The organism is Cyclobacterium sp. SOCE241, assembly GCF_056867545.1.
This window is the reverse complement of the sequence record NZ_CP149779.1, coordinates 3,486,344-3,511,972: the sequence shown is the minus strand read 5'-3', so window position 1 is coordinate 3,511,972 and position 25,629 is coordinate 3,486,344. Positions and strand designations below refer to the sequence as shown.

The following is a 25,629-nucleotide window of genomic DNA, read 5'->3' as shown; positions in this document are numbered from 1 at the left end:
AAAAGTGAATAGCCTATGAAAAAAAGGCCAATGAATAGCAGTTCATTGGCCAATTCCAGAAAGAAGGAAAGCTCTCAGGTTACCTTCTGACTATCGTTTTAATGCCATTGATAACAGTAAAACTTTCAAATTTATGAAAAAATCATTACATGTACTTAGTATGGTGGGGAAATATTACCTATACGGCTTTTTCTTACAGCTGTTGTTTTTAAACCTAATGTACGCATCCCCTACCAAGGGGCAAAGTTCGTTGAATATCAGCGAAGTTTACTTGAGCTTAGATCTTAAAGGTGCGTCTTTAGCAGAGTCCTTTAGTAAGATCAAGAGTCAAACCGAATTTTCGTTTATTTACGATCAGGATTTGGTGAAAAATTCCAAACCGGTGGATCTTCAAGTTGAACACCAAAGTTTAGAAGAGGTTTTATTATCCCTTGCAGCAAGTCATACCCTTTCCTTTAAGCAAGTAGACAATAGAATTAGTGTTAAAATTGCCAAAAAGCATGTCAAAGTAAAAGAAATTGCCGTTGAGGTAACCGTAACTGGTAAGGTAACCGATGTCAATGGCGATCCTATCCCGGGGGCAACAGTTTACGTTCAAGGTACTTCAAAAGGAACTGCTACGGATATTGATGGGAATTATTCAATTGTCGCACCCGAAAATGCAGTTTTAGTTTTTTCATTTATAGGATTTGATAGTCAGGAGATTACAATTGGTTCGAGGAGTGTGATCGATGTGATATTAAGTGAAGGAGTGGCATCTCTACAAGAAATGGTTGTTGTTGGCTATGGAACGCAAAAGAAGGTTAATTTAACTGGCTCCGTAGATGTAATATCCAATGAAATGCTTGAAGACCGCCATGCGGCCAATGTTTCCCAATTGTTAATTGGTACCTCTCCGGGTTTAAATTTTGGATTTGATGCCAATGGTTATCAGCCGGGTGCCAAAGCTTCAATTGATATTCGAGGCATAGGATCTTTGAACGGCGGGGCTCCTTACATCTTGATCGATGGCTTTCCGGGGGATATGAACTCCTTGAACCCGGAGGATATTGCCTCTATATCTGTTTTAAAAGATGCTGCAGCATCTGCTATTTATGGGGCAAGAGCTCCATACGGAGTAGTGATGATTACAACTAAATCAGGCAAGAAGGATTCAAAATTGACAGTTAATTATTCAGGAAGTGTGAGCTTGGTTACCCCGGCGAAATTGCCTGGCACACTTGATTCTTATACATATTCTCGAGTGTTAAACGAGGCTGCCTTGAACAAAGGCACCACCCTTAAGTTTAGTGAGGAAACGATTGACAGGGTTATTGCTTACCAAAATGGGGATTACGATTTTATTAGATCTCAATTTCCGGATGGTTTCCCTGCAGAGGACGTAACCAACTGGTCTGCATTTCCTGCAGCCGGTGGCGGATGGCATGGTGGAAATGGAGATGGACATGCCAATAATGATTTTTGGGACCTTGCCACAGGATCCAATGTAGGACAATCTCATAATCTTTCTGTTCAGGGAGGTTCAGCTAAAACTTCTTATTATATGTCTGCGGGGTTTACCAATCAAGTAAGTTCTTTTACTTGGGCGGATGATTATAACAAGCGCTATAACCTTACAGCTAAAATTAAAACTTCCTTGACAGATTGGTGGGATTTGAGATTTGAAACCCGTTTAATGAAGAACAATAGGAGTTTTCCCTCTGGGGCAAGACCTGAGTCTGGTGATTCTTACAATGCGCTCCTACATATTATTTACAACACTGCACCAAAACAATCCATATATGATAGTTTTGGAAATCAAGGCCAAAGTAGTGTGAAAAGCTTTTTTGAAGCAGGAGCAAGTGATGATGAAACTACAGAGAACTGGCAAATTATAGGAACTGAGTTGAGACCCTTGAAAGGTTGGAAAATTAATGCGGATTTTGCCTATCAGTCCACGGATTTCTATGGACTGCATGATGGTCGTGAATTTGGGGAGCAAAATTGGTTAACAGGAGAACAAACAAGTTCATGGGTGGCCAGTCAAGTTAATGAATACCACCGCAGTGATTACTATTGGAGCTCTAATATTTTCTCTTCTTATGAATGGAGTTTTAATGAATCGCATAATTTTATGGCCATGGTAGGTGCGCAATATGAAACAGGGAAATATCGCTCCTTGGATGCACAGGCAAGAAACTTAATAGTTCCGGATATTATTTCAATCAATACAGCTACAGGTGATCCATCCCTTGGTGAAGGTCTTAGCCAGTGGGCAACTGAAGGGTATTTCGGAAGGCTTACTTACAATTACAAGGAAAAGTATCTTTTAGAATCAAATGTAAGGTATGATGGCACTTCTCGTTTCTTGGAAGGCAAGCGCTGGGGTTTCTTCCCTTCGTTTTCTGCTGGTTGGGTAGTGAGTAATGAGGACTTTTGGATCCAAACATCAGATTTCTTTAGCAGTTTGAAAGTTCGTGGTTCATGGGGGCAATTAGGCAACCAAAATGTTGCTGCTTATCAAGACCTTGCCTTAATTCAACTTTCTAAAAACCTTTTGAACTGGCTTCCTGGGTACAACCAAACAGGTCAGGTAGGTTACACTTTAACACCTTCCTTGGTCAGTCCGTCATTGACTTGGGAGAAGGCAGCCACTACAAATATTGGTTTAGATATGGCCTTTTTGGGGAATAGGCTGGGAGTGAATTTTGATTGGTTTGAGCGGAATACCACCGATATGATTGGCCCATCAGAAGCCTTGCCTGGAGTACTTGGAGCATCGGTTCCCCGATCAAATAATTCATCATTAAGAACAAGAGGATGGGAATTATCTGCCAAATGGAAAGAATATGTTAATTCTGATTTTAGCTACTTCCTAGGGTTTAACTTATATGATGCAAAGGCTGTTGTTACCAGTTATAATAACCCCACCGGATATTTGGGTTCTTGGTTAGTAGGACAGGAAGTGGGGGATATTTGGGGTTGGTCTTCAAGTGGGCTGTTCCAATCTCAACAGGAAATCGACAACCATGCGGACCAATCTTTTATATACAATATATGGAATACAGGAGATGTGAAATATGATGATCTCAATGGCGATGGAGTGATAAATAATGGGCAGAATACCATTGATGACCATGGAGACCTAATGCTATTGGGTAACTCAAGTGCGCATTATCAGTTTGGGATCAACCTTGGAGCCAATTATAAAGGGTTTGACTTTTCCATGTTGTGGAAGGGAACTGCCAAGCGAGACAAAGGCATGAACTATGACGATTATGCTTATTATGGTTTTAGGAGAGCAAATTGGTCACAGCCAAAATGGGATCATCTGGATTATTACCGTGATACACCGGGTACCAAATATGTTGGCTTATATGAAGGTGAAGCTAATATAAATACAGACGCATTTTACCCTCGTCCTTATGAAGACAATGCATCAAACGTGAAAAACCAAACTTATAATTCTCGCTATCTGGGAAATTTTGCTTATATCCGTTTGCAAGATGTTCAGTTTGGATATAGTTTAAGTGACAATGTGATAGGTAGATTTGGTTTAAGTAAAGTGAGGGTTTATCTCTCAGGTTCCAACCTTTTGACTTTTGATCATCTGCCGGTAGGGATGGATCCAACCTTGCCTTCCGGGGGATATCGTACTAGTACAGGGAAGGATTATCGAGCAGATAGAATATATTCTATGGGCTTGAACGTCACCTTTTAATCTCATCTTTACAAAACTTATTTACTATGAAAAACACTATAAAAATATTCTTTATATTGACACTTTTTTCAGGTTGGTCTTGTACAGATTTTCTAGACAGGCCCCCTTTGGACCAAATTGGTATAGACGATTATTGGAAATCATCCGTTGACCTAAGAAATTATACGGCAAGATTTTATGAAAGCTTACCTTATCACGAAAATAACCTCTCTACAGCAGGACGTGAAGCGGCAGCTACCAACGTTACATACAGGACGGCAAATCCCATTTTAAATGGAGAAACAACCTTATCTACAGGGTCTTGGCAGAGTGGTTTTGCTCCAGTGAGGAGTGTCAACATCTTTTTGGACAATTATGATAAGTGCGAAGATCCATACAGTTCTTGGAAACAATACTTAGGGGAAGCACAATTCTTTAAAGCCTGGATTTATTTTGATTTGGTTCAAACTTATGGTGATGTGCCTTGGTATACACATGCGCTAACTCCAGAAGATGAAGCAGAATTAACTAAACCAAAGACCTCTCGAATTGTAGTTGTAGATTCTATTTTGTCGCTATTAGATAAAGCAATTATTAATCTTGAAAAAAGAGATGAAGCTCCTTGGGGAAATAATTCAATCAATAAGGAGGCTGCATTGGCATTTAAAAGTCGAGTTGCACTGTTTGAAGGAACTTGGCAGAAATACCATAGCGAAGATGAGTTTGGTACTGCTGGTGCTGATCCTGATAAGTACTTTCAGGCTTGTGTGGATGCAGGAAATGAATTGATCAATGGGGACTATAATGTAGGTATCTACTCTACAGGAAATCCTGATCAAGATTATTATGACCTGTTTAAAACGGGAGATATGGGAGATGTTAGTGAAGTGTTGTTATACCGAGCATATAATGTAGGTGAATTTATTGGGCACAATCAAAATTATTACAATACCACAACCCCTTCAGAACTTGGTGCCACTTGGGAGTATGTAAGTTCACATTTAGGAAATGATGGACAGCTTATTGATTACCTATCAATTGCTCAAGATGTCAAAGGGAATGATTTCCTAGAAATGCTAGCCAGTGATGTTGATTTGAGGTTGCGGCAGAGTATTTGGATTCCCGGAGATGTTCAGCATTATCCATCGGATGTAGTATTTGATTTCCCTCCGATATTTGCAGGAAGTAGGGAGAATAATCCTACAGGATTTCAAGTGAAAAAATACACCAACCCTTACCAGGAATTGGGTTATGCCAATGCAAATGATGCCGGAAGGATTATTTTCAGGTATGGCGAAGTATTGCTGAATTACGCTGAAGCATTGGAAGAATTGAATGGTACAGTTGCCTATGATCAGCTGAACCAACTCCGGGCAAGAGTGGATATGCCTGAGTTTGAAGTGTTGTCTCAGGATGCTGACCCCAACAAAGTGGATTATGGATACGAAATCTCAGATGCTCTTTATGAAATAAGAAGAGAGAGAAAGGTGGAGTTGGCCTTTGAAGTATTGAGAGAGCAGGATTGGAAACGATGGGCAGCCCATGAGTTGTTTATCAATAAACGTCCTAAAGGCTATCCTTTCAGCAGTATGGAGTTTCCGGATGAATCTCCTGTAGTTGATGAAAATGGTTTGTTAGATCCTTTGCAAATTGAATTGACAAACGGTTATAATTTTTTACCGGGACGCAACTATCTAGAGAGTGTTCCACAGACAGAGCTGACCTTAAATCCGAATTTATCTCAGAATCCGGGTTGGTAAAGGTTTCTCTATAATTTTAAGCATATTTAAATCAGTTTATTTCAGAAACACGAGTTATGCAAATAAAGAAAAAAATGAGTATCCGGGAATTTATTCCCGGGTTACTCATTTAAAGTTTCGTTTTCATTTTATACACTTTTGCATCTTACTTCTGGTTTTCATGGCCGGTTGTGCTCAAAGAGAGGTCCAAGTTTTTTGTATTGGAGACTCTACTATGAGCCATTATGACTTAAAGGAAATGGAGGAGAGATATGGTGGTGCCGATTTTCCAAGAAGAGGTTGGGGCATGTTGCTGTCTTCATTTTTGAATGATAAGGCTACAGTAAAAAATCTTGCCGTAAGCGGTAGAAGTTCTAAAAGTTTTAGGGCTGAAGGCTATTGGGATAAGGTGACAGAACAAATACGGGAAGGTGATTTTGTGATTATCCAATTTGGACATAATGATGAAAAATCTGAAGATCCCAAAAGGTATACAGAGCCTTTTGGAACATTTAAGGAAAACCTAATTGAGTATGCAAAAGAAGCCGAAGCGCTTGGGGCACATGCCTTAATCGCAACACCTATCGCTCGGCGGAGGTTTGATGAAGGAAGTAAACTGGTAGATACACATGGAGATTATGTGAAAGCTTCGAGAGAGGCTGCACATGAAGCAGGTGTTCCTTTGATTGATTTAAACAAATTAACAATGGATTACTTGAGCAATCTAGGAGTTGAAAACTCTAAAGCCCTTTTCTTACATATCGAACCCGGCGAATTTGAAAAATTACCAGAAGGGATGGAAGACAATACACATTTGAGTAAAAAGGGGGCGTGTGCTGTATCTGAGATGTTTTCCGAAGGACTTGACCAATCAAAAAGCCCTTTAAAACACTACCTTTTAGACCAAAGACCTGATTGCAAGATTTTACTTTAAAGCAGATTAACTATGGAAGAAATAAAAAAAATTGTGGGTGGATTGCTTCTAGTAAGCATGGTGCTTTTTGCCCAAAATAATGAGTCTTTGGGCCAACAATTAAAAGCTGGAGCTTCAATTACTGATATTACCCCTCACCTGGGACATCCTATTGTGGGCAATTACAACTCTCCTCCTGCAACATACATTCATGATCCGCTAAGTGTAAGGACCCTTGTGCTTGATGATGGCGCAAAGGAATTGGTATTTGTGATTGTAGATAATGTTCATATTAATCGGGAGGTTTTTGATGCTGCCAAAGCAATACTAGACCGAGATTTAAATATTCCGGCAAAAGATGTAATGATGGCTTCTACACATACCCATTCAGGGATAAGCCTTAATGGGGGAGGGTTAAAAACAATCTCTCCTGAGGTAGGAGTAGCTCTTGATGAATACCAGACTTTTGCGGTCAAAAGAATGGTAGATGGAGTAAAAATTGCAAGAGAAAATAAAACGTTAGCTAAAATTGCATTTGGAAGTGTAGATGCTCCGGAGCATGTATTTAACAGAAGGTGGATCATGAAGGATTCAGTAATGAACCCTTTGGGACAGTTGGAGATTGCTAAAATGAATCCCGGACACAGCAATGACTTACTTAGGCCGGCCGGTCCGGTAGATCCTGAGGTCGCGTTCATTGCAGTAGAATCTCAGGAGGGTACCCCCATAGCTTTGTTGGCCAACTACTCATTACATTATGTAGGTGGCGTTCCTAAAGGGCATATTTCAGCTGATTATTTTGCTGCTTTTGGCAACATCATGGGTGAACTATTGGGGGCTGACGCCAATACCCCGGCTTTTGTGGGGATCATGACCAACGGTACTTCTGGAGATGTTAACAACAATGATTATTCAAGGCCAAGGCCTACTGAAGCAGTTCCTCCCTATGAAAAAATCCAGTATGTGGCCAACGATGTAGCCAATAAAGTCCATCATAAATACAAGGAGTTGGATTTTCAGTCAGAGGTTAAATTAGGGTCTGCACTTTCAGAAATGACACTAACTGTGAGAAGGGCTTCTCCCGAAATACTTAAAAATGTAGCCCTGGTTAGGGACTATAATGGTTCAGAACCTTTGTTTCATAAATTGGAAAAGACTTATGCAAAACGCGTCTTTAATATGGAATCATCCTACCCTGATTCTGTCCAGATAGTTTTGCAATCTTTTGCCATCAATGATATAGGAATTGCTTCCATCCCCTTTGAAGTTTTTGCCCAAATAGGATTGGATATCAAGGAGCAAAGTCCTTTTAAAAATACTTTCACCATAGAATTAGCCAATGGATCCTATGGTTATCTGCCAACTCCTGCTCAGCATCAACTAGGAGGCTATGAGTCATGGTTGACAACAAACAGGGTGCAAAAGGATGCCTCAGATAAAATTACAAGCGAATTAATCAAACACTTGAACCAATTAAAGTAAACCGGTTTTTGGGTTAATCCAAACGAATAATCTATGAAGCTACTGAAAGTATTAGTAATTGGCGTGCTCTTGATCCAAGTCAATCTCGGATGGTCTCAAAGTCAGGGGATAGTGCTAAATTCCGGAGTAGAAGTTATCGATAGTTATCACTATAGCAAAGCATTTTCTAGCAATAGAAACTATCGCATATTTTTACCTCCAAATTACCGCGAAAACACAGAAAAAAATATCCTGTGATCTATTTTTTATGGATGGGCTCAGCGGTATTTTGGTTCAATGGGCAAAGGCTATTCAAATTATGATTTTGGAGATGAGAACGATGGAGACAATATTGAAAAATTTGTTTCTGAAAATGATGTCATTGTTCTAAAGGTGGATGGGTTGAACCAGTTCAAGGAAGAACCTCTCAATTTAAGCCCCTACAATGTAAGTCTTGTCTCTACCTTTCGTCAATTTCCTGAATACTTCAAGGAGCTTATTGGTTACATTGACAGTCATTACCGAACAGTTCCTGACCGTACCCATAGGGCAGTATCAGGGCTCTCGATGGGAGGATTTATGACTTTTTGGCTGGCAGCAAAATTACCGGATTGGGTAAGTGCTGCAGGGAATTTTTGTGGGTCAACAGAATTCTCTGCAGGCCTTCTGGATTTTCCGGTGAGGTATGCGCATGCTGATATGTACGATAATTTTAAAACAATCAGTTTACGAATGCACAATGGGGATAGTGATCGTTTGAGGTTTTACCATGAAGACATGAACCGTTACCTATTGAATGCAGTGCCACATTATCAATTCAAGCAGTATGAAGCTTCTCATGTAACTTGTGGCATGGGGGACATGTTTATTTTTCTAAAAGATGCATTTGAATCCCCTCTTCCATTGCCTGAAAAGTGGGATTATATTGACATTTATCCCTATTTCGAGGTATGGGAATACAAAGTGGAGACTAGTAGAAACCGTTCAGGTTATACCATTTTGGAAAATGTTAATAAGGAAGGCTTCAACATAGCTGTTCGAAACTTTCTACCGGATGGTGAATTGATGCCAAGTGTAAAGGTTCAACTTACCACCGCTCCAGTTTATAAACCCCTAACAAGCTATAAAGTGACCGATACAGATGTCTTGACAGAGCAAAGTCGGGAATACTCCTTAATTAGTGATGCTAGGGGAAGCCTTCAGTTTGTACTCAATGGAAGTGAACATCAAGTTGGAATTGAAGTGGCCCCAAATGTAGCAAACCTCTCATTGACAGCAGTGGAAATTGAGGACTCAGGCTGGGCTGTAAGTGGGGAAGAAGTATCACTTTCGATGAAAGTATTGAACAAAGGATTCGGGGAGGCAAAGGGTATTAAAGCTAAAATTACTGCAATTAGTGAGGGGCTAGAAGTGCTTCAAGGAGAAGGAGATTTGGATAAACTAGCACCGTTGGAGGAGAAATTGGTAAAGGGTGTTTTTAAGGTGAAGAACAATCGAATGGGTTATGATATTGCCAAATTTAAATTAAACTTTTCTGATGAGTCCGGGCAATCATGGCAGGAGGAATTTGAGGTTTTATTCAAAGACCCTGTGGAGGAAATTACAAATTTTGTAATCGCAGATGGAAAGGAATTTACCATAGTAAAAGAAGCTGTGGATTCTGCGAGTATGATTGTTGGTGCCGGTAATGGGGATGGAATCGCTAATCCCGGTGAAACCATAGTACTCTTGGTGGAAAAAGGGGGTAAATATTTGCGTACACATGCTTATACTAACAATGATTATATCAACCAAGAAAATGTAAGTATTCGAATTGCCGATCCCTGGCAGGAATATGACCATATAGGAGGCACCGTAAAATATACCATGCCGATATTGAGCGGTCAAATTCCTGAAGGTGAGAAAATTCCTTTTTATGTCGAATATTGGACGCCGGGATCAATAAGTGGGCAACATATTATTCACAAAGGTAAAATTAATGTAACTGTGCAAGGTGAAGACAAGACAACTCCAGAGGTGCAATGGGTGCAAGTTTTGAACGATGAGCTGATAGAGGCTAGAATTTATGATGGTACTTCAGTGGATAAAGTCATGCTTACATTAACTCCTAATGAAGAAAAATCAACCTTGAAACATGTAAGCTGGGATTTGGTACCGGCTACTTTTTCCATTGAATTAAAGGATGATGGATTGGCAGGAGATGCTATAAAAGGAGATGGTGTCTATAGTGTTAGGATTTCCGGTAAGCCAACCTATTTCTATGATTTATCCTTTGAAATAAGTGACTCCTTAGGAAATCAAGGGAGGTCTGTTCGTAAAGAGCCTGTTTTCTTAAAAGAAACGCGTTGGAAGTAGATATTGAAAAAAAGAAATTATTTAGGGTGATAATTTTTTGATAAAAGGGGCCGTTGATAAAGCGGTCCCTATTTTTTTTAGTCAGTACGATAGATGTTTTTTTATAATCTTTGAGTTTTAGCTTTCTGGATAGGATAGTCGATTTATACCCTTAGTTAGAACCGGGATTCAGGATAATTGCCAATTTAAAAGCAAAAAGCGCATCAAGCCCTGTGTTTATGCAGGTTTCAAGTGATTTTGTTAACAAATTTGTTCAATTGAATTGTTATTGAGCTCCTTTGTGTTGACAAATCGATGTTATGGTTTCAGGTCTCGAATTTTTATAGTTGGTAATTTGAATCCTTGGTAATATTTTAGCACCTTTTCCGATTAAATTTCAAAATTATTTCTAAGGATAGCTTAATATTAAGTATTATCGCATATGAAAAAAAGTATTGTATTGTTAGCGCTATGTATGCTCAACACTGTTTTACTGGCGCAAAGTGAAAAACCCAATATCCTGATTATCATAACGGATCAGCAAAATGCCAAAATGATGAGTGCCGCTGGCAATAAATGGCTAGATACTCCAAATATGGATAAATTGGCCAGTAAAGGCTTAAGATTTGAAAAAGCCTATGTTACCAATCCGGTTTGTTCTCCTTCTCGATTTAGTCTATTTACCGGAGAATATCCTTCTGCAATAGATATGCGACACAATGCAAGCAAACTAGATATGGCGGCACTTCAGAAAATAATTCCCAATGCCATGGGCCATACCTTTACCAAAGCGGGGTATGAGACTTTTTATGGTGGAAAATCCCATCTTCCCGGGGGCAAAAAGGAGGTTATAACTTATGGTTTTGAAACGTTTATTTCAAAAGACGAAAGAGATGAGTTGGCTGCTGAAAGTGTTGCATTGTTATCGAACAGGGATTCAGATAAACCTTTTTTGCTTGCCTTAAATTTTATCAATCCACATGACATCTGTTATGAGGCCATTCGACAGTTTCCACCGAATAACAGACCTCCGGCAGAGGTGCCTGTTCCTTTATTGGAAGCAATTGCCATTCCTGATTCGATTAGTGAAAATGATTTTATGGCAAAATATGTACCTCCTCTTCCTGCCAATTTTGAACCTACATCTGACGAACCAAGTGCGATTTATGATTTGAAGGAATTGCATTCCTTTACAATAGATGCAAGGGAACACTGGACCGACAAGGACTGGCGGATGCACAGGTATGCCTATCATAGGCTGACAGAGAGGGTGGATGTTCAAATAGGAATGGTCCTGGATGCTTTGGAAGCTTCGCCTTTTGCAGACAATACCATCGTAATATTTACTTCAGATCATGGGGAAATGAGTGGTTCTCACAGGCTGGAGCACAAAACAGTCTTTTATGAGGAGTCGGCAAATGTTCCGTTGGTGGTATGGTACAATGGTATGGAGAATGAGCAGTCTGTAGATAGCCATAATATTATTTCTACAGGTTTAGATCTTTATCCCACTTTATGCGATTTAGCTGGTGTTTCTATGCCTGATTACCTACCGGGAATATCATTTGCACCACTTTTAAAAAATCAAAAAACAAATTATAATCCTCGCAAATATTTGTTTATGGAGAACGAATTGGGTTTTATGATAAGAGGAGATCATTTTAAGTATACACTTTATGACAATGGTGATGAAATGTTGATTGATCTTAAACAAGATCCCGGTGAAATGGTTAATTTAAGCCAAAATACTGCCTATAGGGAAAGGAAAGCGGAATTAAAAGCCCTACTTCAAGTGCATATTGAACAGGCAAATCGCTAGGAGCGTGAATTGAGTATGACTAAGCACATATATTTCTATGTACAATAAGTGTTTGATTAAGCGCCTTAGAGAGGAAGAGAAAAAATTGGTAAGCAAGGCATTAGTTTCCATCTAAGGAAAGACGGTAAGGCTAATGTTAGTTAAAATAATAAGGGCTATGTAGCGCTTTGCTCCAAATAGCCCTTACTAAAGCTTTTATGAGATACTATTTCTCAAAAATTGATCTACTTAAGCCATTATTAAATTGGATGTTGGACCAATTTACCTTAATCCATGGGGCATTTGTGACCTCTGCTTCCCAATTTGATCCTTTGTAAATTCTTTGAGTTGGAATTAATAATCCTTCTATTTCTTCATATTCCAGTTTCATGAGCAGTGGTTGGTCTACTACCCCTACTTCTGCGACAGTAAAAAGAAACTGGTCTACCAATTTCGTATCCTTATTGATGTAAATCTGATAAATATCCGTTGGCTTTTCATTGTAAGAATCAAATGAAATTTTCACTACTTCGTAGTTCTTGTCTTCAATGTTTTTTCACCCAAATATTCATAGGTTAATCCTGGATCAAGTAATTTTTGGAACATGGTAAACCAATAAAAATTGGTTGGCCTGTTAAAAGTCACCCGTTGTAGGGAAGCAGCGTCTTGGATGTAATTTCCTTTATGCCTTAGCCAATAGGCTTTGCCATCATATCCTTGTTCTATAAGCCCTTCATACTGAGGAAGTGTTCTTTCATGTTGTTCATATGCCCCATAGGAGAGTTCACCATCAAAAATATATTTTTCTGTAGATAAATCTGTTTTACCATCCGGTGTTTGGTATTTATAGGTATAGACAACATCTTTTTTCAGCCAATTTTGAATAATTCCCAACTTTTTGAACCATCTCATAAACTAACTCATGGCCTTTGTTTTCAAAGGAAGTTTTTTCTCTGAGTGTTCCTGTTCTTTACATGAGAAGAAAAGTAAACTCAATATCAATAGCGATTGTAATTTTAATTTCATTTTTTCGTTTGTTAGGGTTAAACCATTGCACCATTTGCTCCAATGACTTGACCTGAAATCCATTTAGAGTCCTCACTTGCTAAAAACAAAACAACTTTAGCGATATCATTTGGTGTGGCCAATCGATTGAAGGCATTCATGGAGCTTAATTTTTCTATAAATTCAGTAGTTTTTCCTTTTAAAAAAAGTTCTGTTTCTGTCGGCCCGGGAGCTAGAGCGTTTACTGAAATTCCACGGCCGATTTCTTTGGAAAAAACCCTTGTCATCTGTTCGACCGCAGCTTTAGTTCCTGAATACAAAGCATAGGTAGGGAACATCATTTTTACTGTGCTTGAGGATAGGTTGATGATGTTTCCATTGTCTGAAAGTTTACTTTCCGCTTCTTGCAAAGTATTGAAAACTCCTCTTACGTTGATATCAAACTGCTTGCTAAAGTCCTCCTGTGTATTGTCTTTTATTGTTTTGGAAATCATAACACCGGCATTGTTTACTAAAACATCCACTTTTCCAAAAGCGGTAATTGTTTGATCAAAAAGCTGTGTCACTTCTTCCCTTTTACTTACATCTGCTTTGATGGCCATGGCCTGGCCTCCCTTTTTAATAATTGTCTCTACAACTGAATTTGCTTCAGGCATACTGCTAGAAGAATTAACTATTACTTTGGCACCATTTTCTGCTAAAAGAAGCGCAATTTCTTTTCCTATTCCTTTCGAAGAGCCGGTTACAATAATTACTTTGTTTTCGAGTTTCATTTTTTCGGTTTTTTAAAGTTATCAGGCTTTTTGGGCGGGATTTGAACAATTTCTAATAATGAATTTAGCTAAGCTAATTAGTTCCTAAATGGTCTAAATAGAAGGAGAGTCCCAATAGATACTCCGTCAGGACACTGTCATTGTCATATAGTTTTCTAATGCCACGAACTCCTTCAAAGGCGCTTATTAAATAGATGGCAACTGCATGACTTGAAACACTTTTTTTTATAGTTTTTTCCTTTTTCCCTCTCTCAATTATACGGATGATGGCTTGTTTCCATTCATCCAATACCTTTTAACGCCAGCCGATAAGCCAGCTCTTGATTTCCAATTTCATTAATTAAATTATTGAAAGGGCAGCCATGTTTTTTATCATATAGAGAGAATAATTTTATTCGATGGAAAAAGGTGTCCCTCAATAAATCCAAAGCTTCACCGGGATTGCTTAGTGGAACAATCATCCCTTGGTGAATCCTTTCCTGAATTTTCAATTCAATAACCTTTAGACCTAATTCTTTTTTACTTTTAAAATGATGGTAAAATGCTCCTTTGGTAAGATGGGATGCCTTTACTATCCTATCGATACTGCTAGATTTAAACCCTTCTTCATAAAACAGTTCATAGGCTTTATCCAAAATCAGTTTTTTGGTTCGTTCGGATTTTAATTCCTGTAGCATGCCGTAAGTTAACGAAAAAAATACCGATTGGTTTGTTTTTTTTTAGTTGTATAAATTTCTTTTTTTATTAACCCCGAAATATGCAATAGACAATCAATTACGTGTTAAAATCGCTTCAAAATCAGCTACTTCTGCCACTTTCAATTTCACCTTTGCCATGGAATGCTAAAATCTCCAAACAACCTGAATTTCTTGCGCGTGCAACACTTCTCGTAGGTATTGGAAATACCAATACATATTCCGGATTAAATGGTTTCTACCTTTGAAATACCTATGGAATATAAACCCTCTTTGGCAAGGTTTTTCAGTCAGTAAAAGTTATTAGCCACTAGGTAGTTCAGGATCTGCCAGTGTTTGTTGAGTCAAAATTAAGCAGCCAGGCGCTTAATTTTTCTTTGCTGGTATTTTCTTTTAGTCATAATCAGTCTATACTTAAAATCATCATAAAAGAGGCCGACTAATAAAATTAAAGCTCCAATTATTAAGGTATTTAATTTAAGATCAATTTTGGAATACAGAAAACCTCCTAGTAGCCCCCCTGCGAAAAAGAACAAGATAATGGCCACCCTTAGGAGGATTGTCCTCTTTATTTTTTTTCTATTGGGGTATGATTTTTGGAAAAAAAGTTGAGACAACTCTATGCCCAGATCTGTGAATAAACCTGTGAGATGTGTAGTTCTAACTACAGTATTAGAAATTTTGGTGACAAAAGAATTCTGTAACCCCATTGCAAAAAGTAACAAACATGCAATTATATCCGGTTGGCTTATTTCTATAAAGTTACTTATTAAGGCAATGGATAATAGGATAATGCACTCAATTATTGTCGGCAAAACAAAGACATTCAATTTTTTGTTTTCTCGAAAGTTCTCAATTAAAAAACTTGAGGTAAAAGAGCCCAATAGAAAAGCGAAAATGTAAAGGAAATAGACCGTCCCCTTCCAAAATTCAAAATTTGAAAGGTCATTAATGAATAATGCAAAATGCCCCGTGACATTGGTAGTCAATTGCTTAATTGATAAAAAACCGGTTACATTGACAATGCCGGCTACAAATGATAAAAAAGTAGCAATTTGTAAATTGTGTTTGAAGGTTCTGCTCTTGCCTTGGTGCCTAAACATTGAAAAGACATTTAGATATCGATAAAGGCAATTTTAATATTACCTCTAGCGAAACAATTAAGAGATAATCAGAAGAAAATCCCGAAGTTTGATTCAGGGCATTCTTCTGATACCTAAGAAATATTAACTTAGCCTTTTCAATAAAAGTTCAGTAGCGATTTATATTTAAAAGATTGTGTCCTGTTTAATTGAAAAACACATAAAACAATAGCCGCTAGTCTAGGTGACATTGAGATTCTTTTGTAGTTGAATTTTTCATAGTAACCTAGAATTTATTGGTGGGAGCTACGTTCAATTTTAAATTTTCACCACCATTTTCCCTTTGTTCTTCCCTTCAAATAAATCTAGAAAGGCTTGCGGAATATTGTCAAATCCCTCTACGATGGTTTCTTTATATTTCAGCTTTCCCTCTTGAAGCCATGTGGCCAGTTGCTGAACACCTTCAGGATGTTTGTCTGCAAAGTCAGCCACGATAAATCCTTGCATGAGCGCACTCTTTTTAACAAGGAAAGGCTGTACACTAAGACTTTTTGGGGTTTCTGTATTATTGTAAACAGAAATAGCTCCACAAATTATGATCCTAGCAAATTTGTTGATGTTGAAGAGTACCGCATCTGAAATTTCCCCTCCGACATTGTCAAAATAAATGTCAACACCATCGGGGCAAGTGTTCTGTATGGCCTGGATCATATTTTCAGTGGTATTGTAGTTGATCCCTTCATCAAATCCGAATTCAGATTTGAGCATGTCAACTTTCTCATCTGTACCTGCTATACCAACCACTCGAAGGCCGAGGATTTTTCCAATTTGGCCAACTACGGAACCCACCGCACCTGCAGCTCCGGATACAAGAAGGGTTTCCCCATTTTTAGGTTTTCCTATTTCCTTTAATCCAAGTAAAGCAGTAAGTCCGGTCATACCAATTATTCCTAAATAGGTTGAAAGGGGAGCTTTATCAGGATCTACTTTTCTCAGATTTTCTGCTTTGGCTACCTGTGTTTCTTTCCACTGTAAGGCGCCAATTACCTTATCCCCTATGGTTAAATTCTCGCTTTTTGATTCCAAGACTTCAGCAATAATTCCCGAAGAAATTGGCTCATTTAGCTTAAAGGGTGGGACATAGGAAGGAGCATCACTCATCCTACCTCTTAAATATGGGTCCACAGAAACATATAAGGTACTTAACAATACCTCTCCTTCTTTCAATTCCGAGATTTCAACTGTTGTGAAGTCAAAATCTGTAATTGTAGGACTGCCTTTAGGCCTATTTTTTAAATTAATCGTTTTTGTAGTAGTCATGTTAATTAGATTTTAATACTGTTCCAAGCCATTTCGTAGGCTTCATTAATGTTTTCCGGTTTAATATCAAACCGTTCGTGTTGCTGTAGTAAAAAAGAAATGGGATAAATACTGAATGCATAAAGCAAATAAGGAGATACCTGTTTGATAAGACCTTCTTTCTGCCCACGTTTCCAAAGCTCCAAGAGAGGGCTTAAGTGCTTCAAGCCTTCTTTTCTACTTGGTTCATCAATCATGGGTGTATTGTCGCATTGAGATAAAAACAAAGCTTCCTCGACTTCTTTAAGTTTAAATTCGGCTATGTTCTTCCATATTTTCTCAAAGTCTCCTTCGACAGATGTGCTTTCCTTATAGTCCTTGAAAGCAAATCGGGTAAATGAACGCTTTACCTCAATGTAAACTTGATTGACCAGGTCCTGTTTGTTCTCAAAATACAAATAGATGGTGCCAGGAGATACTCCTGCCATTTTCGCAATCTTTGACATAGGCGTTGCGTGAAATCCATTGTTGTTGACAAGCTGAATTGTAGCCTTAACCAAAGACTCTCTTTTACTATTGGATTTAAGATTGCTCTTCATTTTTGCCGAATTGTATAGTAACGCAACGATAAAAAATGAATGAACGTTCATTTTTTATTGAATTTGTTTGAACCAATTATTTCATTGTTCCTTTTACTAACTAATTAGATGTTGAAAGCCTCATATTCAATGCTAATTATTCCCATGGAGATTTATTGACCTATATTGGAGAGGTTATAGATGAAAGCATCAAAAGATATACCCAATTAAGTGTATTGACTGCTTTCTAAAATGGGTAATAATCGTGAATCCTCCAAGGCGGCAGTTCTATGGCCCGCATGTGCTAAAAATTCTTTGTTTTGAGAAAATGAAATAAATTCAGAAGTTGATTGGTGTTCGACCAATAACATAGCATCCCATTTTTCTGAACTAGGACCAATAAGAAACTCCTTACATTTTCCGTAAAACACTATGCGACTTCCTGCTTTTTTAAAAGGGGAGGGTATTGTCCATATATAGTTGATAAGCTTCCTCTCCGGTTATCGGCTTAGAAGGGCTTATAAATTCCAGATTGTTGTAATCGGCCCATTCTTTAAACTTTAAAAGGTTCATCATTACGACCTTACCTTTTCCATTATAGTTTTTAAAAAACGAATACCTGCTTCCGGTGCAGCATCTAAATATTTATCCATTGCTCTCTATTGCTTAAAGTAAGTGGAATTTGAAGATATTAGTCTTCCATTCACCTTTTGTAATTTTTTATTTCCGGAAAATCTACTAGAAATCTATCAGCCATTGCTTCTGCACCTTTTTCGGTAGGATGTACTCCATCCTTGGCTAACATTCCTTCTTTCCAATTGCCCGCTCCATCAGAAACAGCTTTATCAAAATCAATGTACCTATATCCGGAAGCCCTGATATAATCATTTTTGCCTCTATTATTTCTTTTCTCAACAGAAGGGACCGTAGAAAAAATTAATGTTACATTGTTTTTAGCACAGAGGTCCTTAACCTTTTCCACATAGTTTTTCCAATTTTCATTGGCGATACTGTCCTCATCACTTTTGTCGTTCATGCCCAAACACCAAATGGCGTATTTGGGTTGTTGAATTGAAAAGGCAGCATTTATAAAATCAAAGCCGTCTTTAGATCCACCTCCCGGCAATCCATCACACAAAAATTGATTGCCTGCAGCATGGGTATAATAAGGCCACCTAGCAGGACTGGAACTATTTACATAGCTGTCTCCAAAAACAAATACATCCGAATAGTAATCTTCACATATGAATTCAAATGTGTCAACTGCTATCTGTGTGCCTGAAGAATGGATAAATGGTTGATTCATCCCAATAAAATCCGAGGAAAAGGATAAAGTATCGCTTTCGTTTATGATGGTGACTGTACTAGAACTTAAACCCCTATCAATTTTTATACTCAGGTCGTTTTTTAATTGTAGTTCATGTTTAAATGCTTTTCTGCTTGTTACATTGGTAACTCTAGTGGAAATGATGCTGTCTGGTGTGATGGTCAAATTACTTGTAAGGTACCTTCCACTACCTTTTCCAATGCTAAGGGTGTCAAACTTCTCAATTGTTCCTTTAAAGCTGATGGTGTAAAATTGTTTAATGGATGAATTTACCAATTGGTAAGTTTCACCTTCTTTTAAAGTGAAATTGCTTAGTTTTTGAGGGTGTATCTCAACTTCTGTAGGAGGAGAGATGTTCAGATGATGTTGCCTGGTTTCATTGATAATGAAACCAGAAGTGCTAATGGCTAATATTAGTATGGTTAAAAATCGGATTGGTTTATTTTTGAATTCAAGTTTCATTTTAGGATTTGTTGGTTATTCTATACAAACTCAAGATAAGTTAATATAATAATTCGTAAGTTGTTTAAAGTCAAGCTCTTTTGAGAATTTTGGGTGATATTTTCTTGAAAGTTGATCTAAGAGACTTAGCAATAAAAATGTTTATACCATCGTCTAATAAAATGAAATTTAGCACTTTATACATGAGAGTTTGATTGGGTATTCCGGTGTTTAGCCAGGTTATAAAATCGAAATATTTTTGATTAAAACCGAAATGGAAATTATTTAGGGGGTGCATTTTCTTTTTTATGTAAACACCATTGTGAATTTTTCCTGAATAAAATTTTAAGGTTTCGTCTGAATAAAAGGCAACACTATTGGGGAGCTGCATTTTATTCCAACGTTCTATATCTTCTTTATTTCGACAATTGTAGTAATCAAAATCGATCTTGTAATAAAGGTTTTCCTTATTAATATTTTTAAACCTCATTCGAAATAATCTTTGAGCGACCGTGAAATTATTGTAACGAAAAAAATGAAGTTTTGCGTATGGGGTCCTTCCAATTGGATAAGTTCTTCCGGCAATGGCTTCGCAATGACTTTCATCCAATTCGGTGACTTCATCTGCAGATTCGCTATTTAAATTTTCTATAAAATCTAAATAATCTCTTTCAATACCCATGCCTGCAGTTGGAGTATTGCAAGGTAAGCCTAAGAATTTATATACTCCCCGGCCCCAGCAATTGTCTGAGATTATGGTAAAATCATGATTCTTTATTCGTTTTAAAGAATAATACCGACCCAATGTTCTACGGCTGTAAAAAATATGTTTTAATATTTCACGAAATTTTTTAGAGTACATTGACATCCAATAACCAATAGAAAAGTGATAGATTACAAGCCTCTTTGTAATCATGCCATAAGATCAATAAGATTTACCAATTACAGTGAAATTTTATTTAAACTATAATGTAAATCCGCACCTTAAGTTAATGTTTTGTATAAGTATTACAAAAACATAATGGTAAATTTTAATAAAAAAAGGAAACATTCAAGACCAAGTATTTATGCTTCGAGGTTTCATAGTTTAAACAATATTTATTATTGTGTTTAATATGTATCTTCAATATGTTCATCTCCCCTTGTACCATGCCAAAAGAGATTATTTATACTCCCGTTGAAACTCTTGTGAATCCTCAATGGTTTGTAAAAAAATCGAAATGTTATGAAGAATTTCAATAGGGTAATGATATGAAACATAAATATTAACCTCCTAGTTAATTTGGATGCTATAGATCCTTTAGCTTGGGTTGTTGTTTCAGTTTTATATGTTGGTAGTCAAGTGTTTAACTTTCGAATTGTTACTTAAAACATTGATGATTTTATTATGCCTTCCTCAATAAAATTCTCTAAAGGAATGGAGCTATCTGAACATATTGTCTTGCCCTTGCCTTCTCAAATATTCCATTTTGATAATTTTCTTTTATAAATTATTAATGGTGCTTCTTTGGAAGAGATGTGAATAAGATTTATGGCAATTAGCTAATTGCTAACTTCAATATTGAGTTGTCTGCCCTCTTCCTTAGCTTTCTTATCCATACCCGTACCTACTGCAAGTCCAATGACCATACCTATTGGTAAGCCAATTCCCAATAATCCGATATTGTCTAGTATTGTGCCAAAAGCTATTCCAAGTGGTAGACCAAATACTACCATCCCCAAAGCCATCCATGTATTGCGATAATGGTTAATGGGTACTATTTTTAGTTGCTTTTCAATAAGCTTGACAATTTTTACCTGTTCCTTTTTGGTTTTTTCAATAAATTATCCTTGGAAGCCGAATTCAGCTGTTCAATGGATGCATTGATGGTCTCTTTAATATTATCAGGCAAGCCAATGCCATTCAATACGGTGATAAGGTTTTCAAATTGGGAGTAAATCTTTGAAAGTTTAGCATTTTCACTGATTTCAGGTCTTGATTTTGGTTGAATAATTTTCATTAGCTTTTATATATTTTGTTAAAAAGGGAAGAAAAGCAACGCATTATTTAGACCGAAATTAGTTCTAGTTTCCTTCATTTTGTAATAAATATATAGTAAAACAATTAAGTTTCCATGAATAGAAGCTTTCCTATCAATCGATTTTCCAGTTTGGTTTTATTTTCTCCCTGAGGGTCGAACAATTATTTTATTTTTCCATTTAAAATTTAAACTCGGAAATAGGCAAAAACGCTTCATGTGGTTCCGGTTTTCTCAAGTTGCTTGCATTTATTATTTTAAGCTTTTTGGATCGTATTTCTACTTAAGTTAAGGGTAGGTTATCCACCTGTTATTTATAGATGCTCATTAGGATTTATATTCCAGTTAGCAAGGGTATTTTAAACTATCAGCATTACCTGTTCATTGGTCTCCATCACAAGGGCTAGTCCTAAGTTCTTGGTGAGCTTGACTGTTAATTGTCAATATATTTTGGTTTTGGCCAACTTTTACACAGCTTAAATTTTGGTTTTTGCTGATATCAAGTAGGTTTAACCCGATGAGATTACTGACATCCAATCGGTTAAGAGAATTGCTTGAAATCCATAGTTTTTCTAAGGTATTATTGCTTGTAAGATCGATCTCTTTTAATTGATTGGCCGATAAGGTCACATATTTCAAATTTGTATTGGTGCGGAGATCTATGGTTTCTAGTTCGTTTAATTTGGCTATCAAGGTCTCTAAGGAAGTACACCCCTGCACATTCAGTAACTTTAATTTATTGTTTTCTACATTCAGGCCTTCTAAAGCCGGAAGATTGACAGAAAGACTTTCGAGCAAATTCCATGAGAGGTTTAAGGTCTTCAACTGCTTGGTATGATTTAACCCATTAATTTCAGTGAGGTTATTTAAGATGAGGTTAATGTCCTCCAATCCCTTGTTTTGGCTAATGTCCAATGTTTGAAGATAATTGGCTTCAAGGTGCAATGAAGTTAATTTTTGGTTTGCAGCTAAATTAATTTCAGTCAGTAAATTGTTGCCAGCAGATAAGTAAACCAGATCTTCAAAAGCTTCAATACCTGATAGATTCGCTATTTTCTCTTTTTCAGGCGTTCCAAGATCACTAGTTAAAACCAAAGTTTTGACATTTTTGGCATCCTCAGTTATTAGCATTTGGTTTATTAATCCGTCACTATCGATTCCCAGCTCAATTAATTTTTCTTCAAAATTCTGATCCGGGATTTCAGTAATATGCTTTTGGCTTGGTGGCATTGGAGAAATTAACCCCTCCTCTGAACATGCGGAGATAATGCCAAAGAGCCCGAATAACAATTGAGAATAGGTTGAAATTGTTTGCTTTTTCATTCTAAAGCATTTCTTGTGATGAAGGGAAAGATTAAGAAAGGGCAAAAGGCTTTAATACCACATTTCCTTTTTTTCTGCCTTTATCTACATAGGTATGGGCTTCCACCACTTGTTCTAACTTATAGGTCCGGTCAACTGGCGCTATAAAATGCCCTGCCTTAATGATGTCAATCAAAATGTTTAACAATCGCATGATTTCTTTCTTAGGTAATGAACCGGTGGCAGAGAATTTTGCTTTCTTATTACCAAATAGAGAGGTAACCATCATCTGACCAATTAAAGGCATTGCCAAAACTGGAGAGGCATAACAGCCATTTTCTTTCAGCGAAGGTTTACACTCTTCAAAAGACCTTGTACCTACAGTGTCATAGACCAAATCATAATAATTTTTATTGTGGGTAAAGTCAGTTTTGGTATAGTCAATGACTTCATCCGCCCCCAATGATCTTACCAATTCCATGTTTGCGGTACTGCAAACGGCAGTTACATGTGCCCTGTAATATTTTGCAATTTGTATGGCCGCTGTACCTAAACTTCCAGACCCTCCATTGATTAACACTTTTTGTCCGGAATGGATATTGCCAATGTTCTGCAAAAAATTTAAGGAGGTAATGCCACCATCACATATTCCTGCAGCTTCTTCAAAGCTTAATGATTTGGGCAATTTGGCGATCACACCGTCTTCGGCTATGGCTATAAATTGGGCATAAGTGCCAAAGGAATTGATGTTTTCTCCAAATACATTGTCTCCCTTTTTGAAGTTTTTCACCGCTGATCCAACAGCTTCAATCACTCCTGCAAAACCACTTCCCCATATGGGATGTTTGGGTTTGCTGAGACCTAAAAAGAGGCGCCCGATATAGGGTTTTCCAGTTCGCATCATGGAATCAGCCTTGGTGACTGAGGAGGCATGAATGCGTACAAGGACTTCATTTGCTTTTGGGTCTGGTTTAGCCACTTGATCTAATTTGAATACCTCTGGGGATCCATAACCTGTTGTGATAACTGCTTTCATCTTTTTGTTTGTTTATGTTGATTAACAAAACAAATTTCTGACAAATGAAGCAGTTTTGAGTTCCGGATTCCATTCACTTGTTCGGGTTTACAAATCCGAACAAAGTTGCCAACGAAACGGAAATACACTTATTGATTTTTAACAAACTGTTTGGGAGTGAGGCCGGTTTCTTTCTTAAAATAGGTGTTAAAAACGGTTTTAGAATTGAAACCACTTTCATAAGCAAGGCCAATAACTGTGATATGAGCTTTGGATGGGTCTTTGGCCAGACGCTTGAATTCCTTGACACGGTAGTGATTGATATAGGCATTAAAATTTTTGCCTATGCTTTCGTTGAGGAGCCAAGAAAGTTGGTTGGGGTGAATATCCAGTTCTTTAGCCAAGGAACGAAGAGATAAATCCGGGTTTAAATACAATTCTTTTTCTTCAATAAAGTAGGTTAGTTTTTCTTTAAAAGCTTTTACAGTTACATCATTTAATAAAGCTTTTTTCGGATTCTCCTGACTTCTTTCAAAGAGTGTAGGAGGGAATAATTGATGTTTTAATTCATGATACCTCGGGTCTTCTTTTAATGCATTCATCAGGGGATCTGCAAAACGGAGGATTAATAAAGGGTATTTATTTTTTTTGGCGTTAAACATCCAATCAAATGCTTGTTCAAATCGACCGGTAAATACATAGTAGAGTAAGATATAGACCTCTGCAGCAAAACCGCCTTCTTGTTTTGATATTTCATGCAATAGCTGGAAGCTAGATTTGGCCTGAGTTTCATCGCCCTTTAGCACATAGGCCAGAGCTAGATTACCAACTTTCTCTGCGGGGACTATAATTTCTGAAGGCATCTTGTTAAAATAGCCAATAACTTGATCCGCATCTCCCAGCATTACCAAGCTATTGACAATGATAGCATGTGCGGGGATATTTCTAGGGTTAGCTTCCAAGCATTTATGAAGTTTGAACATGGCATCCTGAAAACTCTCTAGCATATAATCCAGATAAGCACTGTAAAATTGGGTTTCCTGGGATAGAGGGTCAATTTTTAAGGCAATGTCAAGGTGTCTTTTTGAATCCTCCTTTTGCCCGGCCAATAAGTATAGAAAAGATAAAAACTGCTGAGATTCAACATGGTTTGGGTTGATCTCCAGGCCTTTTTTAATGGTAATGAAGGAATTTTTGAAATCGGCTTCCGTGAAAAATGAAAGATTGGCCAGCTGATAATAGGCTTCCGGCAACTGGTTGTTTATGGCCAGGGCTTTGTGAGTTAATTCTGCACATTTTCCCCATCCTTCCTCAAAAGAGATGAAACCTGTTGTGGCCAAGAAGCTATAGCTATCTGCCAATCCGGTCAAGGAATTGGGATGGTTGGGGTCTAAGCCTAAGGCTTGATTAAAGCAATCAATGGCGGTTTTGCAATCTTCAGGATTCCATTTATTTAGGTAATAGCGCCCTTTGAGATAAAGAGTATAGGCATCCAAACTTTCGGTTTGTTGGTTTACCAAACGCTCTTGTATTTCAAAGTGTCCGAAATGTTCCCGTAATTTTTCAGCAATTAAAAGGCTAACTTCATCTTGCACCGCAAATATATTGTCACTTTTTCTGTCCCAAGTTTCTGACCAGAAGTGAAAATCCTCATCCGCTTGAATTAGCTGAGCTGTAATTCGAAGGAAATTTCCTGAGAGGCGCACACTGCCTTCCAGTAGCGTTTCTACGCCTAATTCCTTGCTGATATTTCTAATTGGAATGTTTTTTCCTTTGAAATAAAATGAAGAAGTCCTTGAGGTAACCCTTAAACCATCAATTTTGGCCAAAGCATTGATAATCTCTTCCGTAATTCCATCACAAAAATATTCGTTCTCCTTATTGGAACTCATGTTAACAAATGGGAGAACGGCAATGGACTTTTGAAGGGGGGCTTTTGCTTTACTGTGTGTTGGCATGAAGGCAGAATGATTGAAGAAATATTATCGAATACTCACCTCTCTACGGTTATTAAGTTTGAAATTAATTGTTTTTAATGGATAAAACAATGTTTTTATTTGGTGAGAGGTCTAAATTTAAATAAGAGGTTTTGGTGGCTGTCAAATGTTTAATAATTTTAGCTGGCTCATTTTTCCTACCTTATGATTTTTATTTTAAGCTGGTAAATTCA

At 37.5% G+C, this 25,629-nt stretch carries 24 protein-coding genes; 7 read left to right on the top strand and 17 right to left on the bottom strand.

Annotated features, from left to right (window positions below; all coding sequences use genetic code 11):
• The first annotated feature begins 133 nt into the window (after nt 1-133).
• The 7 genes from WG932_RS17450 (at nt 134) to WG932_RS17420 (ending at nt 11,945) form a co-directional block, all read left to right on the top strand.
• The gene (locus WG932_RS17450) at nt 134-3,700 is read left to right on the top strand and encodes a TonB-dependent receptor (protein ID WP_149392131.1); all 3,567 of its coding nucleotides are present in this window, start codon (nt 134-136) and stop codon (nt 3,698-3,700) included.
• Nucleotides 3,701-3,726: 26 nt separating this feature from the next.
• Nucleotides 3,727-5,439, top strand: coding sequence for a RagB/SusD family nutrient uptake outer membrane protein (locus WG932_RS17445; RefSeq protein ID WP_483084822.1), 1,713 nt, complete (start codon nt 3,727-3,729; stop codon nt 5,437-5,439).
• Nucleotides 5,440-5,599: 160 nt separating this feature from the next.
• Nucleotides 5,600-6,352: an SGNH/GDSL hydrolase family protein gene (locus WG932_RS17440; protein WP_187770857.1), complete on the top strand. Its 753-nt coding sequence runs from the start codon at nt 5,600-5,602 to the stop codon at nt 6,350-6,352.
• Between the two features lie 12 nt (nt 6,353-6,364).
• On the top strand, nt 6,365-7,813 hold the full coding sequence (locus WG932_RS17435; RefSeq protein ID WP_149392129.1) for a hypothetical protein: 1,449 nt from the start codon (nt 6,365-6,367) through the stop codon (nt 7,811-7,813).
• 33 nt (nt 7,814-7,846) lie between these two features.
• Nucleotides 7,847-8,050 carry a hypothetical protein gene (locus WG932_RS17430; protein WP_483084821.1) on the top strand — a complete coding sequence of 68 codons (204 nt, stop codon included), beginning with the start codon at nt 7,847-7,849 and terminating at the stop codon, nt 8,048-8,050.
• 39 nt (nt 8,051-8,089) lie between these two features.
• The gene (locus tag WG932_RS17425; RefSeq protein WP_483084820.1) at nt 8,090-10,147 is read left to right on the top strand and encodes an alpha/beta hydrolase; all 2,058 of its coding nucleotides are present in this window, start codon (nt 8,090-8,092) and stop codon (nt 10,145-10,147) included.
• Nucleotides 10,148-10,568: 421 nt separating this feature from the next.
• A complete protein-coding gene (locus tag WG932_RS17420) occupies nt 10,569-11,945 on the top strand; it encodes a sulfatase family protein (RefSeq protein WP_149392127.1) in 1,377 nt (458 codons plus the stop codon).
• Nucleotides 11,946-12,150: 205 nt separating this feature from the next.
• Here WG932_RS17420 and WG932_RS17415 read toward each other — a convergent pair whose 3' ends face one another.
• The 17 genes from WG932_RS17415 to WG932_RS17335 all read right to left on the bottom strand — a co-directional run bounded on the left by WG932_RS17415 (nt 12,151) and on the right by WG932_RS17335 (nt 25,417).
• Entirely contained in the window at nt 12,151-12,450 is a 300-nt protein-coding gene (locus WG932_RS17415; protein ID WP_483084819.1) for a hypothetical protein, read from the bottom strand.
• On the bottom strand, nt 12,450-12,818 hold the full coding sequence (locus WG932_RS17410) for a hypothetical protein (protein ID WP_483084818.1): 369 nt from the start codon (nt 12,816-12,818) through the stop codon (nt 12,450-12,452). The genes WG932_RS17415 and WG932_RS17410 overlap by 1 nt, the downstream gene beginning before the upstream one ends.
• Before the next feature lie 149 nt (nt 12,819-12,967).
• Entirely contained in the window at nt 12,968-13,702 is a 735-nt protein-coding gene (locus WG932_RS17405) for an SDR family oxidoreductase (RefSeq protein WP_149392126.1), read from the bottom strand.
• Between the two features lie 73 nt (nt 13,703-13,775).
• On the bottom strand, nt 13,776-13,991 hold the full coding sequence (locus tag WG932_RS17400) for a hypothetical protein (protein ID WP_483084817.1): 216 nt from the start codon (nt 13,989-13,991) through the stop codon (nt 13,776-13,778).
• A complete protein-coding gene (locus tag WG932_RS17395; RefSeq protein ID WP_483084816.1) occupies nt 13,984-14,337 on the bottom strand; it encodes a TetR/AcrR family transcriptional regulator in 354 nt (117 codons plus the stop codon). The genes WG932_RS17400 and WG932_RS17395 overlap by 8 nt, the downstream gene beginning before the upstream one ends.
• Before the next feature lie 410 nt (nt 14,338-14,747).
• Complete coding sequence (locus WG932_RS17390) at nt 14,748-15,500, bottom strand: YoaK family protein (RefSeq protein ID WP_149392125.1); 753 nt, start codon at nt 15,498-15,500, stop codon at nt 14,748-14,750.
• A 297-nt stretch (nt 15,501-15,797) separates the two neighbouring features.
• Nucleotides 15,798-16,799 carry an NADP-dependent oxidoreductase gene (locus tag WG932_RS17385; RefSeq protein WP_149392124.1) on the bottom strand — a complete coding sequence of 334 codons (1,002 nt, stop codon included), beginning with the start codon at nt 16,797-16,799 and terminating at the stop codon, nt 15,798-15,800.
• A 5-nt stretch (nt 16,800-16,804) separates the two neighbouring features.
• Entirely contained in the window at nt 16,805-17,377 is a 573-nt protein-coding gene (locus tag WG932_RS17380; RefSeq protein WP_041934579.1) for a TetR/AcrR family transcriptional regulator, read from the bottom strand.
• Between the two features lie 206 nt (nt 17,378-17,583).
• Nucleotides 17,584-17,787, bottom strand: a complete 204-nt coding sequence (locus WG932_RS17375; RefSeq protein WP_483084815.1) for a hypothetical protein — start codon at nt 17,785-17,787, stop codon at nt 17,584-17,586.
• Nucleotides 17,788-17,806: 19 nt separating this feature from the next.
• Nucleotides 17,807-17,932, bottom strand: a complete 126-nt coding sequence (locus WG932_RS17370; protein ID WP_483084814.1) for a hypothetical protein — start codon at nt 17,930-17,932, stop codon at nt 17,807-17,809.
• Nucleotides 17,933-18,059: 127 nt separating this feature from the next.
• Nucleotides 18,060-19,145 carry an SGNH/GDSL hydrolase family protein gene (locus tag WG932_RS17365; protein ID WP_483084813.1) on the bottom strand — a complete coding sequence of 362 codons (1,086 nt, stop codon included), beginning with the start codon at nt 19,143-19,145 and terminating at the stop codon, nt 18,060-18,062.
• A 70-nt stretch (nt 19,146-19,215) separates the two neighbouring features.
• On the bottom strand, nt 19,216-20,040 hold the full coding sequence (locus tag WG932_RS17360) for a DUF1919 domain-containing protein (protein ID WP_149392122.1): 825 nt from the start codon (nt 20,038-20,040) through the stop codon (nt 19,216-19,218).
• A 626-nt stretch (nt 20,041-20,666) separates the two neighbouring features.
• Nucleotides 20,667-20,852, bottom strand: coding sequence for a hypothetical protein (locus WG932_RS17355; RefSeq protein WP_483084812.1), 186 nt, complete (start codon nt 20,850-20,852; stop codon nt 20,667-20,669).
• 65 nt (nt 20,853-20,917) lie between these two features.
• Entirely contained in the window at nt 20,918-21,124 is a 207-nt protein-coding gene (locus WG932_RS17350; RefSeq protein ID WP_483084811.1) for a hypothetical protein, read from the bottom strand.
• 399 nt (nt 21,125-21,523) lie between these two features.
• The gene (locus WG932_RS17345) at nt 21,524-22,465 is read right to left on the bottom strand and encodes a leucine-rich repeat domain-containing protein (protein WP_149392120.1); all 942 of its coding nucleotides are present in this window, start codon (nt 22,463-22,465) and stop codon (nt 21,524-21,526) included.
• A 31-nt stretch (nt 22,466-22,496) separates the two neighbouring features.
• A complete protein-coding gene (locus tag WG932_RS17340; RefSeq protein WP_149392119.1) occupies nt 22,497-23,480 on the bottom strand; it encodes an NAD(P)-dependent alcohol dehydrogenase in 984 nt (327 codons plus the stop codon).
• 128 nt (nt 23,481-23,608) lie between these two features.
• Nucleotides 23,609-25,417, bottom strand: coding sequence for a helix-turn-helix domain-containing protein (locus WG932_RS17335; RefSeq protein WP_483084810.1), 1,809 nt, complete (start codon nt 25,415-25,417; stop codon nt 23,609-23,611).
• Between the last annotated feature and the right edge of the window lie 212 nt (nt 25,418-25,629).

What these genes read in the sequence shown, in the direction of transcription:
- WG932_RS17430 (WP_483084821.1), top strand. Translation starts at nt 7,847, where the DNA reads ATGAAGCTACTGAAAGTATTAGTAATTGGCGTGCTCTTGATCCAAGTC.
- WG932_RS17345 (WP_149392120.1), bottom strand. Translation starts at nt 22,465, where the DNA reads ATGAAAAAGCAAACAATTTCAACCTATTCTCAATTGTTATTCGGGCTC.
- WG932_RS17350 (WP_483084811.1), bottom strand. Translation starts at nt 21,124, where the DNA reads ATGAAAATTATTCAACCAAAATCAAGACCTGAAATCAGTGAAAATGCT.
- WG932_RS17440 (WP_187770857.1), top strand. Translation starts at nt 5,600, where the DNA reads ATGGCCGGTTGTGCTCAAAGAGAGGTCCAAGTTTTTTGTATTGGAGAC.
- WG932_RS17405 (WP_149392126.1), bottom strand. Translation starts at nt 13,702, where the DNA reads ATGAAACTCGAAAACAAAGTAATTATTGTAACCGGCTCTTCGAAAGGA.
- WG932_RS17380 (WP_041934579.1), bottom strand. Translation starts at nt 17,377, where the DNA reads ATGAAGAGCAATCTTAAATCCAATAGTAAAAGAGAGTCTTTGGTTAAG.
- WG932_RS17425 (WP_483084820.1), top strand. Translation starts at nt 8,090, where the DNA reads ATGGGCAAAGGCTATTCAAATTATGATTTTGGAGATGAGAACGATGGA.
- WG932_RS17340 (WP_149392119.1), bottom strand. Translation starts at nt 23,480, where the DNA reads ATGAAAGCAGTTATCACAACAGGTTATGGATCCCCAGAGGTATTCAAA.
- WG932_RS17360 (WP_149392122.1), bottom strand. Translation starts at nt 20,040, where the DNA reads ATGATTACAAAGAGGCTTGTAATCTATCACTTTTCTATTGGTTATTGG.
- WG932_RS17370 (WP_483084814.1), bottom strand. Translation starts at nt 17,932, where the DNA reads ATGATGAACCTTTTAAAGTTTAAAGAATGGGCCGATTACAACAATCTG.
- WG932_RS17450 (WP_149392131.1), top strand. Translation starts at nt 134, where the DNA reads ATGAAAAAATCATTACATGTACTTAGTATGGTGGGGAAATATTACCTA.
- WG932_RS17390 (WP_149392125.1), bottom strand. Translation starts at nt 15,500, where the DNA reads ATGTTTAGGCACCAAGGCAAGAGCAGAACCTTCAAACACAATTTACAA.
- WG932_RS17435 (WP_149392129.1), top strand. Translation starts at nt 6,365, where the DNA reads ATGGAAGAAATAAAAAAAATTGTGGGTGGATTGCTTCTAGTAAGCATG.
- WG932_RS17365 (WP_483084813.1), bottom strand. Translation starts at nt 19,145, where the DNA reads ATGAAACTTGAATTCAAAAATAAACCAATCCGATTTTTAACCATACTA.
- WG932_RS17385 (WP_149392124.1), bottom strand. Translation starts at nt 16,799, where the DNA reads ATGACTACTACAAAAACGATTAATTTAAAAAATAGGCCTAAAGGCAGT.
- WG932_RS17335 (WP_483084810.1), bottom strand. Translation starts at nt 25,417, where the DNA reads ATGCCAACACACAGTAAAGCAAAAGCCCCCCTTCAAAAGTCCATTGCC.
- WG932_RS17420 (WP_149392127.1), top strand. Translation starts at nt 10,569, where the DNA reads ATGAAAAAAAGTATTGTATTGTTAGCGCTATGTATGCTCAACACTGTT.
- WG932_RS17355 (WP_483084812.1), bottom strand. Translation starts at nt 20,852, where the DNA reads ATGGCTTTGGGGATGGTAGTATTTGGTCTACCACTTGGAATAGCTTTT.
- WG932_RS17445 (WP_483084822.1), top strand. Translation starts at nt 3,727, where the DNA reads ATGAAAAACACTATAAAAATATTCTTTATATTGACACTTTTTTCAGGT.